Source organism: Marinobacter sp. ES-1, assembly GCF_000475255.1.
Taxonomy (GTDB): Bacteria; Pseudomonadota; Gammaproteobacteria; order Pseudomonadales; family Oleiphilaceae; genus Marinobacter; species Marinobacter vinifirmus.
This window is the reverse complement of the sequence record NZ_AXBV01000096.1, coordinates 249250-261396: the sequence shown is the minus strand read 5'-3', so window position 1 is coordinate 261396 and position 12147 is coordinate 249250. Positions and strand designations below refer to the sequence as shown.

At 59.1% G+C, this 12147-nt stretch carries 14 protein-coding genes; 3 read left to right on the top strand and 11 right to left on the bottom strand.

Annotation, left to right across the window (positions count from 1 at the left end):
• Positions 1-37: 37 nt before the first annotated feature.
• The 5 genes from Q668_RS15900 to Q668_RS15880 form a co-directional block, all read right to left on the bottom strand.
• Entirely contained in the window at positions 38-1078 is a 1041-nt protein-coding gene (locus Q668_RS15900; protein WP_022990628.1) for an extracellular solute-binding protein, read from the bottom strand.
• Entirely contained in the window at positions 1075-1845 is a 771-nt protein-coding gene (gene potC, locus Q668_RS15895) for a spermidine/putrescine ABC transporter permease PotC (RefSeq protein ID WP_022990627.1), read from the bottom strand. Before potC ends, Q668_RS15900 begins: the two co-directional genes overlap by 4 nt.
• Positions 1842-2699, bottom strand: a complete 858-nt coding sequence (gene potB, locus Q668_RS15890; protein ID WP_022990626.1) for a spermidine/putrescine ABC transporter permease PotB — start codon at positions 2697-2699, stop codon at positions 1842-1844. Before potB ends, potC begins: the two co-directional genes overlap by 4 nt.
• Positions 2692-3813, bottom strand: a complete 1122-nt coding sequence (potA, locus tag Q668_RS15885; RefSeq protein ID WP_022990625.1) for a spermidine/putrescine ABC transporter ATP-binding protein PotA — start codon at positions 3811-3813, stop codon at positions 2692-2694. The genes potB and potA overlap by 8 nt, the downstream gene beginning before the upstream one ends.
• A 118-nt stretch (positions 3814-3931) precedes the next feature.
• Positions 3932-4999: a TRAP transporter substrate-binding protein gene (locus tag Q668_RS15880; RefSeq protein ID WP_022990624.1), complete on the bottom strand. Its 1068-nt coding sequence runs from the start codon at positions 4997-4999 to the stop codon at positions 3932-3934.
• 161 nt (positions 5000-5160) lie between these two features.
• Between Q668_RS15880 and Q668_RS15875 the strand changes: the two genes are divergently transcribed.
• A complete protein-coding gene (locus Q668_RS15875) occupies positions 5161-6513 on the top strand; it encodes a CHAD domain-containing protein (RefSeq protein ID WP_022990623.1) in 1353 nt (450 codons plus the stop codon).
• Between the two features lie 7 nt (positions 6514-6520).
• On the opposite strand, the gene Q668_RS15870 is transcribed toward Q668_RS15875, so the two are convergent.
• Positions 6521-7294 (bottom strand): cation diffusion facilitator family transporter, encoded by a 774-nt coding sequence (locus tag Q668_RS15870; protein WP_022990622.1) that lies wholly within the window; start codon positions 7292-7294, stop codon positions 6521-6523.
• Between the two features lie 93 nt (positions 7295-7387).
• Here Q668_RS15870 and Q668_RS15865 point away from each other — a divergent pair, with 93 nt between their 5' ends.
• Positions 7388-8269, top strand: coding sequence for a LysR family transcriptional regulator (locus Q668_RS15865; RefSeq protein ID WP_022990621.1), 882 nt, complete (start codon positions 7388-7390; stop codon positions 8267-8269).
• Here the strand turns inward: Q668_RS15865 and Q668_RS15860 are convergent.
• The 4 genes from Q668_RS15860 to Q668_RS15845 form a co-directional block, all read right to left on the bottom strand.
• Positions 8266-8493: a DUF3565 domain-containing protein gene (locus Q668_RS15860; protein WP_022990620.1), complete on the bottom strand. Its 228-nt coding sequence runs from the start codon at positions 8491-8493 to the stop codon at positions 8266-8268. The two genes, Q668_RS15865 and Q668_RS15860, sit on opposite strands and share 4 nt — an antisense overlap.
• A 39-nt stretch (positions 8494-8532) precedes the next feature.
• Positions 8533-9144 (bottom strand): outer membrane beta-barrel protein, encoded by a 612-nt coding sequence (locus Q668_RS15855; protein ID WP_022990619.1) that lies wholly within the window; start codon positions 9142-9144, stop codon positions 8533-8535.
• A 101-nt stretch (positions 9145-9245) separates the two neighbouring features.
• Positions 9246-10136, bottom strand: coding sequence for an EamA family transporter RarD (gene rarD, locus Q668_RS15850; RefSeq protein WP_022990618.1), 891 nt, complete (start codon positions 10134-10136; stop codon positions 9246-9248).
• A 7-nt stretch (positions 10137-10143) separates the two neighbouring features.
• On the bottom strand, positions 10144-10608 hold the full coding sequence (locus Q668_RS15845; RefSeq protein ID WP_081697626.1) for a YchJ family protein: 465 nt from the start codon (positions 10606-10608) through the stop codon (positions 10144-10146).
• Positions 10609-10710: 102 nt separating this feature from the next.
• Between Q668_RS15845 and Q668_RS15840 the strand changes: the two genes are divergently transcribed.
• Entirely contained in the window at positions 10711-11676 is a 966-nt protein-coding gene (locus tag Q668_RS15840) for a sensor domain-containing diguanylate cyclase (RefSeq protein WP_022990616.1), read from the top strand.
• 27 nt (positions 11677-11703) lie between these two features.
• Here Q668_RS15840 and Q668_RS15835 read toward each other — a convergent pair whose 3' ends face one another.
• Positions 11704-12129, bottom strand: coding sequence for a hotdog fold thioesterase (locus Q668_RS15835; RefSeq protein WP_022990615.1), 426 nt, complete (start codon positions 12127-12129; stop codon positions 11704-11706).
• Between the last annotated feature and the right edge of the window lie 18 nt (positions 12130-12147).

Genomic DNA, 12147 nt, shown 5'->3' with positions numbered 1-12147 from the left:
TCCGTTTTTTGTATCCGGGTTCGGAATGCCTTACCGGTTACTGACCGGACTTCAGCATTTCCCAGTACTTGGCGTACACCTGCAGCGCCTCGTCACCAATGTCGGTCTGGAACTCCGCATTGATCATGTCGGTGGCGTTCGGATAGCTGGCACGGTCATTTGCCACAGAGTCATCCAGCAGTTCCCGGGCAGCCAGGTTCGGTGTGGCGTAGCCAATCTCTTCGCTGATCAGGGCAGAGATTTCCGGCTGCAGCACAAAGCTGATGAACTGGTGGGCCGCTTCCGGGTTCCTGGCGTTCTTGGGAATCACGAAGCTGTCCAGCCAGGCGATGATGCCCTCTTCCGGATACACGTATTCCAGGGACTCCAGGGTGTCACGACCCATCACGGCTTCACCGTTCCAGATCATGCCCACGTCGGTTTCACCTTCCAGATACGGCATGCGCGGGGCATCGGAGTTGAAGGTCCGCACAGACGGCATCAGCTCGGTCAGCTTCTCGTAGGCTTCCTCGATTTCCTTGGGATCGGTGCTGTTACCGGAGTAACCCAGCACCCGCAGGCCTACATGGAACACTTCGCGCATGTCGTTGGTCAGCATCACCCGGCCTTCGAAGCGCTCATCCCACAGGTCTGCCCAGGCGGTCACTTCGCCTTCCACATCGGCAGTGTCCACGGCAATGCCGGTGGTGCCCCACAGGTAAGGCACGCTGTACTGGTTGTCCGGGTCGATATCCAGGTTCACCAGTTCCGGGTCGAGCTGGTCAAAGCCTTCGATCTTGCTGCGATCGATGGGCATCAGCAGGTCTTCCTGGCGCATCTTGCTCACGTAGTAGGTAGACGGCACGGCCAGGTCATAGGCGGCGCTCTCGTCCAGCAGTTTCAGCCGGGCGTACATGGCTTCGTTGCTGTCGTAGGTGGTGTACACCACCTGGATACCGGTTTCCTCGGTGAAGCGGTCCAGAACTTCCTGGGGCATGTACTCAGACCAGTTGTACAGGTTCAGTACCTGCGGCTCCTCGGAACCACTGCAGCCCGCCAGGCCCAGTGCCAGCGCGCCGGCCAGTGCCAGTTTCTTCATCGTTTGCTCCTTAACAGTATCCATTGAGACAATATCAACATGACCAGTGAAAACACCAGCAACAGTGTGCCCAGGGCATTTACCTCGGGTTTCAGGCCTACCCGCACCATGGAATAGATGCGCAAAGGCAGAATTTCATAACTCGGGCCACTAACGAAGGTGCTGACCACCACATCATCCAGTGACAGTGTAAACCCCAGCAGCCAGCCTGCCAGTAATGCCGGCATGATCACCGGGATAAGCACGGTGCGGGTCATGGTGAAATCGGAGGCACCCAGGTCCCGCGCGGCTTCCGGCAGGCGCTCGTCAAAGCCGCTCAGGCGCGCCATCACGGTAATCACCACAAACGGCAGGCAGAAGGTTACGTGGGCCAATAGCAGGGACACGTAACCCAGCTGCAGCCCCACCAGTAGGAACAGGGCCAGCAGGGAGATGGCCAGCACAATCTCCGGCGACATCATCACGATAAACAACATGCCGTTGAGCACCTTCTTGCCCCGGAACCGGTAGCGGTGCAGGGCCAGGGCGGTGAGCGCACCAATCAGGGTAGACACGGTAGCCGCAGACAGCGCCAGCCACAGGGAATTCCACATGGCCTGCACCATGGCCCGGTTGTTGAACAGGGCTTCATACCAGCGAAGGCTCAGGCCACCCCACTCGTATCCGGTGCGGGATTCGTTGAAGGAGAACACCACCAGCACCACGATGGGCACATACAGCAGCAGGTACACCAGGGTCAGGTAGGTGCGCGGCAACCAGCGGTTCATACGCCGTCCTCCCCGATCCGCCGTTTACTCAGCCGGTGGGCGAACATCAGGAACGCCATGGCCAGGGTCAGCACAATGCTGGCGGCCGCACCGAAGGGCCAGTTGCGGGCGTCCAGGAACTGGTTCTTGATCACGTTACCTACCAATAGGTTGCGGGAGCCCCCCAGGATGTCCGGCACAAAGAACAGCCCCATGGCCGGCAACAATACCAGCATCACACCCGCCAGCACGCCGGGCAGGGTCAGTGGCACAATCACATGGATGAAGGTGGACAACCGGCCGGCCCCCAGATCGTGGGAGGCCCGCAAATAGTCTTCCCGCAGGTCATCAAACACCGCGTACAGCGGCAGGATCATGAACGGCAACAGCAGGTACACCAGCCCGACAATTACCGCACCCTCGGTGTAGAGCATCTTCAGGGGCTCTTCAATCAGGCCCAGGGACATCAGGGCGTTGTTGAGCAAGCCGTTGGTGGCCAGCAGCAATTTCAGGGCGTAGGTACGCACCAGCGAATTGGTCCAGAAGGGCACAATCAGCAGGAAGATCAGCAACACCTGGCGCTGTTTGGGCACCTTCGACAACGCCCAGGCAAAGGGATAACCAATCAACAGGCAGATCAGCGTGGTCATGGCGGCCATGTACAGGGAATGCAGGAACACGTCCAGGTACAGGGGATTCAGCAACTGCCGGTAGGCATCCAGGTTCAGGGGCAGCGATATGAACGAGCCCGGGTCCCGGGTCATCACACTGGCACCCACCACCAGCAGGTTGGGGGTGAACACCAGGAACAGCAACCAGCCCCACACCAGCACCAGCACCGCCGCACGGAACGGCTGCTGCCTGACGCTACCCATCAATCGGCTCTTCTTCAGTAATATCGGTGTGTTCTTCCGGCAACAGCCATTCCCAGCCGTCTACCCAGCTGACCTTCACCGGCTCGCCCAGCCGGTAATCAAAGGTGGGGTCGTCTTCATCGAAGAATTCCGATGCCAGCACTTCGGTGCCATCGCTCAGGTGGATGACCGAATCCAGGGTGCTGCCCTTGTAGTTACGCTCCACCACCTTGCCGGCCACACCGTCTTCATCCTCCGGCGCCAGCACCCGGATATCTTCGGGGCGCAGCAGCACGTGCAGGCCTTGCCCTTCTGTGACCGGGAAATCGGGTTTGCGGAAGGTGCGCTTAAGGCCGAACACATCCACGGTGATGGTGTCATCGCCGTTGGCGGCATCCACCCGGCCCGGGAAGAAGTTGGTTTCGCCCACAAAGCGCGCAGTGAACAGGTTGGCGGGGCGTTCGTAGACCTCGCGGGGAGTGCCCAGCTGCTGGATGTGGCCGTCTTTGAGCACCACCACCCGGTCAGACATCGACAGCGCTTCTTCCTGGTCGTGGGTGACGAACACAAAGGTAATGCCCAGCTCCCGCTGCAGCCGTTTGAGCTCCACCTGCATCGTGCGGCGCAGCTTGAAGTCCAGGGCAGACAGGGGTTCGTCCAGCAGCAACATTTTCGGCCGCTTGACCACCGCCCGGGCAATCGCGACCCGCTGCTGCTGGCCGCCGGAAAGCTGGTGCGGCTTGCGGCGCGCAAAGTCTTCCAGCTGCACCATGGCCAGGGCTTCTTCTACCCGCTGGCGGATTTCCTCTTTTGGCCGTTTCTCCATTTTCAGGCCATAGGCCACGTTGTCGAACACCGACATATGGGGGAACAGCGCATAGTTCTGGAACACCGTATTCAGCGGACGGTGCTCCGGCGGCGTGTGGGTCAAATCCTGCCCGCCAAGGGTGATGGACCCTTCATCCGGGTGCTCGAAACCCGCCATCATCCGCAGCAGGGTGGTTTTTCCGCAACCAGACGGCCCTAACAAGGTAATGAACTCGCCATCGAAGATCTCGAGATCCAGCGAATCCAGTACTTTCTTGCCGTCAAATTGCTTGGTGAGATTGCTCAGAGATAGCAGTGTCTGTTTCATCGGCCCTGCCCAAAGTTTGAGCGGCGTATTTTTCCAGAAACAGCCCCGAACAGAAAGAGGCGCGAGGGTTTCGGATTACCCTCACGCCTTTTTTGTTCCAGCCTGCTGAAACGGATACTTACTGATCAGCCACGCTGTTCAGGTAAGCCTTGTCAGAAATGTTAGTCCACTTACGCACGCCCGCCAGGTATTCACGGATAGACGTGATGATTTCCCGGGCTAGCGGATCCTTCTCGGCTTCCTCTTCGAGCAACCGGTGAGTGGTCTCGCGCAGGGCTTCAATCACTTCCGGCGGGAACACCTTGTGGGTTACCTCCGGATAGTCTTTCTGCATGCGGTTCCAGGCATCGGCGCTGTCGTTGGTGCTCTTGGCATACATATCATAGGCAGCGGTACGCATGGCTACCCGCAGGATTTCCTGCAGGTCTTCCGGCAGTTTGTTCCAGGTTTTCTGGTTGATCAGGAACTGTACTTCTGCGCCCGGCTCCTGCCAGCCGGAGTAGTAGTACTTGGCAATCTGGTGAAAGCCCATGGGGAAGTCCAGGGCCGGTGCTACCCATTCCAGCGCATCAATGGTGCCACGATCCAGTGCCGTGTAGAGCTCACCCGGCGGCAGGTTGGTCACCGACACGCCCAGTTCTGCCATCACCTCGCCGGCAAAGCCCGGGGTACGCATTTTCAGGCCCTTGAGGTCTTCCAGGGAATTGATTTCCTTGTTGAACCAGCCGCCCATCTGGTTACCGGTGTTACCACCCGGGAACGACAGCAGGCCGAAGGGCTCATACACTTTCTGCATCAGCTCCATGCCGCCACCATAGTAGAACCAGGCGTACTGCTCGGGAGCCAGCATACCGAACGGCACGGTAGTGAAATACATGGCGTTGGGGATGGAGCCCTTGTAGTAATAAGAGGCGGTGTGGCCCATGTCGTACTGGCCGTTACGCACCATGTCGAAGATGCCGAAAGGCGCCTTGTGCTTGTTGGCAGAATCAATGCGAACATCAATCCGGCCAGCAGACATCTTCTCCACCATGTCTTCGAAGTGCTTGGTGGTTTCGCCCAGAATGGGGGAATTCGGGCCCCAGGTTTCAGCCAGGCGCAGGGTATATTTCTCGGCCAGGGCCGACGAACTGAAGGCCGCCACAGCAACCGCTGTTGCCGCCAGGAGTGTTTTACGGATGTGCATGGTGTTGGCTTCCGTTATTGTGTTGTTGGTCTGAACTGTTCAGGGAACGGTAAAACATGATACCTGCGGCAGCCCCCAACGCCAATCCGGCGCCGTCATGTAAACGACTTGCGGCTGTGCCACACTGACCGCTGACCGAGTGCACAATCAGGACGAGCACCATGAAGCACCTGTTTCTTATCCGCCACGCCAAATCCAGCTGGGCCGATGAAGGCCTGGCCGACCGGGACCGCCCCCTGAACAACCGGGGCGAGCAGCAGCTGCAGCCTCTGGGCAAGGCCCTTCAGCGGCTGGAAGTATTCCAGTCCAGCGACGTCTTTGCCAGTGATGCAACCAGGGCCCGGCAAACCGCCCGGGGCATTCTACTGGCGGACTTCCCCCCAGAACGGTTTCATATAGACCCGGCCCTTTATACTTTCGATTTCAAGCGCCTTCTGGAGTGGCTGAAAAAGCAGGATGACGGGATCGAAAGGGTCGTTATTATCGGCCATAACCCGGCGCTGCAGGAGCTGGCCGACTGGCTGGCAAAGCACGCGCCTATGGCCCTGCCCACCGCCAGCTTTCTGCACATTCGCCTGCCCGGTAAGCACTGGCGCAAGCTCGATAAAAACTCCGGCACACTGGAACACTTCCTCACACCCAGAAACTACAGTTACCGGGAATTCGAACGCAAACACCGGAACCCGATAAAGCGACCAGCGCCAGGCGCCATTAACGACCTTCCGGCTACCCTGCAGCTTCAGGCTGAGCGCCTGAAACAACTGGAGCCGGGCGTGATACTCGGGCTGGATGACGAATTCCTGCACCAGTACCGCATTGCCCTGCGCCGCAGCCGGGCCCTGGCCGAAGCCATTGCTGAAGTAAGCGGCACCACCCGACTGCGCCCGGCCGTTGCCCAACTCAAGCGGCATGCCCGGGCAACCGGCCGGCTGCGGGACCTGCACGTATTCCTGGCGGACTTGCCTGCGCTGTGTCCGGAGAACCCGGAGCTACGTGCGGCACTGGAAACCTGGGCCGGAAGCAAGGCCGCCACTCGCCAGAAACGCCTGGCCAAACGCCTCGGCAGCGTCCGCTACCGCAACAGCCTGCACAGCTGGGAAAGCGAAATAGACTCCGGCAAATTTCGTAAACTGGTATCTGGCCTCAGTGGCGGAGACATCCGCAAGGCCATTCTGAAACGGCTGCGCAGTTTCAACCGGGGGACGGCAGAACTGCTGCATACCGCTCCGGATGAAGATTTCCACAAGCTGCGCAAGCAACTCAAACGCATACGTTATTTAATGGAGCTGGACCCGGGGGCGAGAAAGCAGGACCTGAAAACCCTCAGAAAGCGGCAAGACCTTTACGGCCGTTTCCAGGACCTGCACATACAGCTGGAACTGCTGGAACAGTTCCGGAAAGATGCCCCGGAAACCCTGCCGGAGGCGGTTGCCGGGATCATTGACTTGATCGGGCAGGAAAAAGCCGACACCCGCCGCCAGATTCTGGCTATGGGCGGGCTCGGTCTGGACTGAGCTGGAATCAGATACGCACCATGCGGGCTTCAAGCAACAGGTTGGGGCCCAGCTTGGCCACCTTGACCTGCTCCGGGTTCAGGCCCAGGTCTTCCAGGGTCTCGTGGATGTCGTCCAGGGCTTCGTTCCGGGGCGCCGCCAGCAACAGTTCCCGAACCGATTCCAGAACCATCTTTACCGGCACGGTCATAAAGTAAACCGAAATCACCAGCATCATCACCGGGTCGGCATACACCGCCAGTTCTGACCACTGGCTGTGCTCAAGCATCCAGGCGGCCGCAAAGCCGATCATGACGGCGGCACTCAGAGCGCTGTCCATCAGCCACTGGCGTTGTTCGGCTTTCACCAGCCCGGAATCATTACGGAAACTCGACCAGCGCAGGTAAACCCACACCGCCAGGCAGCCCACCACGTTCACTGCACCAAAAATCATCGCCATATCCGCAGCAACGGCCCGGCCACCCTGAAGCAGCGACACCACGGCAGAGGCCAGTGACAGCACACACACCAACCCGATCACCAGGCCTTTCACGGCAATCACCAGCGGCTCCACCGCACCCATTCCGAACGGATAGTCTTCATTAGCGGGCCGGCGCACCAGGCGGGCGGCATAGAGTGACAGCAGCGACAGCCCCAGACTGATCAGGGAATAAGCACCGTCAAAGAGAATAACCAGGGAATCGACCCAAAGGCCCCAGGTAATGCCGGCGAGGGCAAACAGACCCGCACCCACGGCAGATAACGTCAGCGCCAGATTTTCCCGCGCCAGAGAAGTAAACATTTTGACCTCCTGAGAATTGCCCGCCATATTATCGGCATCATTCAAAAGGCGTGAGTCGCTGAGCGACGGAAAATCCGTCGTAAAGGTAAACCCATGAAAACCTCCCAGATCAAAACCTTCCTTTCCGTGGTGCGCAACGGCAGCGTAGCCGCCGCTGCCCGGGAACTGAACCGCAGCCGCACCACGGTCAGCACCGTGCTGGCATCGCTGGAAGATGAGCTGGGCGTGGAGCTGTTCGAGCGCAGTGGTAACCAGCTGCACCTGACCGCCATTGGCCAGTCCATCCTCACCGACTGCCGGCGTTTCGACCAGGTGGCCGGCCAGATACTGGCCCGCTGCCAGCATCACCTGAGCGGGGCCGAATCGGTACTGCGCATTGCCAGGGACGACTCCATTCCAGAGGACATCTGGCGGGATATCCTGCGCCGGCTGAAACAACGCTTCCCCCAAACCAGTCTCTCGGTGTACCTGGCGTCTCCACGGGAGCTGCCACCCCTGGTGCGCAACCAGTCCGTAGATGTGGCCTACGGACTGATGCCCGAGCTGCTCAATGAAGGTTATCAATGGTTCCGGGAACTGGCAGATGTGCGCATGCTCACCGTGGCCGCGCCCGACCATCCCCTGAGCCAGCTGAAACGCGTTACCCAGGACGACCTGATCAGCCACACGGAAATCACCCTGGCATACATGCAGGATTCGCTGCTGGTGGCAGAATCCCCGGAAACCGCCAATTACCTGGCCTTCACCCAGTACGAACTGATCCGGGACGCAGTCATGGACGGCGCCGGCTGGGCCGACTTGCCGTTACCGTTGATTGCGGAGGCGTTAAGAAAGGAGCAGCTGCAAACCATCCACCACCGAAGTGCCCGCTGGTGGAAGGTATTCAGCGCACTGGAATCGGAACAGGCGCAAGGGGGCGCTGTGGTGGGCTGGCTGGCCAACGAACTGGAAGCCTATCTGGAGACTCTTTCCTAGGGCTCAGCCTGCTGGCCCGGGCGCTCATCCGCCGGCGCACCGTTGTCGCATTTCACACAGTCCAGCTCGAACCCCAACATGGACTGCCGCCCCTCTACCGTAACAACCCAGGGCCGGTTCACCCAGGGCGGATCATGGCGCACATGCTGATTATGCCCGCAGGCCAGTTGCGCCACCCAGTGGTTTTCATCGTCTTTGTGATAGCCAGTGATGGGCTGTTTCATATCAAAACCTCACACCGGCTATCAAACGCTATGCCTGCTTCAGAAACGGAATTCAGGCCCGACGGAGAAGATGTGGATATCCGACTCCAGGTTATCAAGGACATCATCACCCACGTTCTGCAGGTAGTCCCACTCCAGCCGGAGGCCGAAGGACTCGGTAAAGTCGATGGTAGCGCCGGCGCCAGTGCGGAAAGCCAGGCCAGATTCATGTTCCGAACCGTTAAAGCTCTCAGATAGAACGGTCAGCTTCGCGTCCACATCCTGACGCCAGAACTGCAAACCAGCTTTGGCAAATAATCGAACCGGCCCAAACTCAGGTGTAAAGACAAGCAAAGAACTATCAAACATATGATAGGAGGCATCAATACCAGCGGAAACTAAGTCAGGAATTGCGCCTTCTGCGGACGTTTCATCGATATAGCGATAGCCTGCTTCAAATGCCAGATACTTATCGAAGAAACCGCCGGCGTAAAGCCGACCGCTCAACGCAGTGTCATCACAATCAACACCAGACCAGCCGTCACAAAAATCCTTAACCTCAACCTGCCCCAGACTGATACCCGCATAGCCTTGCTGTGCCAGCGCCATGGAGGCAGAACCAGACAACGCAACACCGGCTACCAGAGAAGCCATCAACTTACCTGTTTTCATCATTTCATCCTTACCAAAGAAAGGTTTAGCCAACGAATGATAAGGATGGTACCTGCGGAGCCGACATAAACCTGCCTTTACTCCGCATATTTTGCAGGATTTTACACAGTGCGTGCCCGCCCCACCCAGGCAGACCACGAATAAAGCCCCAACGCTACCCAGATCATCACAAAACTCAGTAACTTTGCGGTACTCAGCGGTTCGTGGAAGATATAAAGCGCGATCAGGAACTGGATAGTGGGGTTGATGTACATAAGAAAACCCACGGTGGAGAGCTTCAGCCGCCGGGCGGCACCGGCAAACGCTAACAGGGGAATAGCCGTGACTGCACCACTGGAGAGCAACAGCAGCGTGCTGTAAGCAGACTCGGTAAAGTGCGAAAGATTCTGCGAGGACAACCAGGCCAGCGTCAGCAACCCCAGCGGCAGCAGCAACAGGGTTTCCACAAACAGGCCGGACAGGCCATCCAGCTCCACCTTCTTGCGCAGCAGGCCATAGGTACCGAAGCTGAAGGCCAGCGCCAGGGTTATCCAGGGCAGCTCGCCCAGCAGGAAGAACTGGTACAGGATGGCAACGCCGGCCATCACAACCGCCACCACCTGCAGGCGGGAAATACGCTCACCGAGTATCAACAAGCCCATGGCGACGTTCACCAGGGGCGTAAGAAAGTAGCCCAGGCTGGCCTGCAGCACATGGCGGGTTTCCACGGCGTAGATATAGATACCCCAGTTAGCGGCAATAAACACCGAGCAGCCCAGCACAAAGCCCAGGTTTTTCGGCTGTTTCAGGGCTGCGGTGACTGGCGGCCAGCGCCGAAGCAGGGAAATCACGACCGCCAGGAACAGGCACGACCAGATCACCCGGTGGATGAGCACCTCCCAGGCCGGAATACCCTCAAACAGGGCAAAGTACAGGGGAAAACTGCCCCACATGGTGTAGGCCGCCAGGCCATAGGCCACACCCTTGCCGGTTTCCGGCGCTGTATTGGTCATAGCAGGTTCATCCGTTCAGGCAGCAGGATTTGTACTTTCGCCCGCTGCCACAGGGGCAGGGCTCGTTACGGCCGGGCTTGAGGGTGCCTTCGCTGGTTTCACCGGCCACGTAGAGCCAGTGCCCGCCTTCTTTCACGAAGTCCGAGTGTTCTTCCAGGTACCCCCAACCAGATCCCGTCCGGTAGATGGCCCGAAAATGAACCAGGCCTTTCGCTCCCTGCTCACCGGCACTGAAAATCTGCAAAGCTGTCCACTCGGGAGAGCCGTCCAGTGACAAGCTTTCCGGGCGGGTGTCCGGGTGCCAGGTAGCCAGCAGGTAGTTGCTGTCTCCGGTTACAAAGGCTGTGAAGCGGGAGCGCATCAGGGCCTCGGGCGACGGTGCAGGAGCACCGGCATGCCAACGACCACAACAGGCCGAATAAACCTCGCCACTGCCACAGGGGCAAATCTGGCCGCCATTAGAATCAGACATAGTTAATTACCACAATCGGTATCAAGTTCAGTACAGACAACCTGTGTATAAAAAGGCCATACTGCAGTGATGACAGGGAACAGTACAAACGAAAACAACGCAATGAAATCAGGTATCCCCTCTCTCAACCTGCCTGCCGATGCAGGCCTTCCTGCCTCCGGGACCACCCCGGCGGCCGGGCTTCAGGCTGTACTCGATAACCTTGATGCCCTGGTTTACGTTTCCGACTTCCAGACCCACGAGTTGCTGTATATGAACGCCTACGGCCGGCGCATCTGGGGCAACATCGAGGGCCGAAAATGCTGGCAGGTGCTGCAAGACAGCGATGGCCCCTGCAGCTTCTGCACCAATCACCTGCTGCTGGCCGAAGACGGCACCCCCAACCCGCCCCATGTGTGGGAATTCCAGAACCAGCTCGATAACCACTGGTACCAGTGCCGTGACCAAGCCATCCGCTGGACAGACGGCCGGCTGGTGCGACTGGAAATTGCCACCGATATCACCCGGCGCAAGCAGGTGGAACTGGAACTCCAGGAGGCTCACCAGCAAGCCCGGGCCGCAGCCCTGGAAGACGAGCTGACCGGCCTTCACAACCGCCGCGCCTTCTACGAGTTTGGCGGGCAATTGCTCCGCCACGCCAAGCGCCACGCCAAGCGCCACGCCAGCCCGCTGACCATGGTGATGATGGACCTGGACTACTTCAAGCAGGTTAACGACACCTATGGCCACGATGCCGGCGACGAAGTGCTCCGGCAGATCGCCCGACTGCTGCAGAACCGGGTTCGGGAATCGGACATTGTCGCCAGGTTGGGGGGCGAAGAGTTCGCGCTACTGCTGCCGGACACCACGATGGGTGAAGCCATCGAGCTGACGGAGCGGATGCTTGAAATGCTCAACGAGCTGGTCATCCAGCACAAAGGCCGTTCCATTCGCGCCAGCGCCAGCTTTGGCATTACCCGCCTCATTGTGGGCGACCAGACCCTGGAAGACCTGATGCACCGGGCCGACCGGGCACTCTACCAATCCAAGGACCAGGGCCGGGGCCGGGTCAACACCTGCTCGGACTGACCCCGCTTCCGGGTATACGGCCGCTCGTTATGGCCGCTTGGTAACCGCCATGGTCAGGCGCGAGATGCAGGTTACCTTGCCCTGTTCGTTCTCAAGCCGGATTTCCCAGACCTGGGTCGCACTGCCGATATGCAGGGCACGGGCGGTTCCGTAGACCCAGCCGCCGGTAACCGGGCGGATGTGGTTGGCATTGATATCCAGGCCAACGGCCACGGTATTCTTATCTTTCAGGCAACAGTTGGCCGCCATGCTGCCCAGCGTTTCCGCCAGCAATACCGACGCGCCCCCATGCAGAATGCCAAACGGCTGAACCGTGCGTTCATCTACCGGCATGCGGCCTTTCACGTAGTCGTCACCGACCTCAAGGTATTCAATGCCCATGTGACTGACGGCAGTTTTCTGGCTGTGTGCCATCATCTGGTCAAGATCGGGGGTTACTGTCCATATTGCCATGGTGGAATTTCTCCGGAT

What these genes read in the sequence shown, in the direction of transcription:
- Q668_RS15900 (WP_022990628.1), bottom strand. Translation starts at nt 1,078, where the DNA reads ATGAAGAAACTGGCACTGGCCGGCGCGCTGGCACTGGGCCTGGCGGGC.
- potC (WP_022990627.1), bottom strand. Translation starts at nt 1,845, where the DNA reads ATGAACCGCTGGTTGCCGCGCACCTACCTGACCCTGGTGTACCTGCTG.
- potB (WP_022990626.1), bottom strand. Translation starts at nt 2,699, where the DNA reads ATGGGTAGCGTCAGGCAGCAGCCGTTCCGTGCGGCGGTGCTGGTGCTG.
- potA (WP_022990625.1), bottom strand. Translation starts at nt 3,813, where the DNA reads ATGAAACAGACACTGCTATCTCTGAGCAATCTCACCAAGCAATTTGAC.
- Q668_RS15880 (WP_022990624.1), bottom strand. Translation starts at nt 4,999, where the DNA reads ATGCACATCCGTAAAACACTCCTGGCGGCAACAGCGGTTGCTGTGGCG.
- Q668_RS15875 (WP_022990623.1), top strand. Translation starts at nt 5,161, where the DNA reads ATGAAGCACCTGTTTCTTATCCGCCACGCCAAATCCAGCTGGGCCGAT.
- Q668_RS15870 (WP_022990622.1), bottom strand. Translation starts at nt 7,294, where the DNA reads ATGTTTACTTCTCTGGCGCGGGAAAATCTGGCGCTGACGTTATCTGCC.
- Q668_RS15865 (WP_022990621.1), top strand. Translation starts at nt 7,388, where the DNA reads ATGAAAACCTCCCAGATCAAAACCTTCCTTTCCGTGGTGCGCAACGGC.
- Q668_RS15860 (WP_022990620.1), bottom strand. Translation starts at nt 8,493, where the DNA reads ATGAAACAGCCCATCACTGGCTATCACAAAGACGATGAAAACCACTGG.
- Q668_RS15855 (WP_022990619.1), bottom strand. Translation starts at nt 9,144, where the DNA reads ATGAAAACAGGTAAGTTGATGGCTTCTCTGGTAGCCGGTGTTGCGTTG.
- rarD (WP_022990618.1), bottom strand. Translation starts at nt 10,136, where the DNA reads ATGACCAATACAGCGCCGGAAACCGGCAAGGGTGTGGCCTATGGCCTG.
- Q668_RS15845 (WP_081697626.1), bottom strand. Translation starts at nt 10,608, where the DNA reads ATGTCTGATTCTAATGGCGGCCAGATTTGCCCCTGTGGCAGTGGCGAG.
- Q668_RS15840 (WP_022990616.1), top strand. Translation starts at nt 10,711, where the DNA reads ATGAAATCAGGTATCCCCTCTCTCAACCTGCCTGCCGATGCAGGCCTT.
- Q668_RS15835 (WP_022990615.1), bottom strand. Translation starts at nt 12,129, where the DNA reads ATGGCAATATGGACAGTAACCCCCGATCTTGACCAGATGATGGCACAC.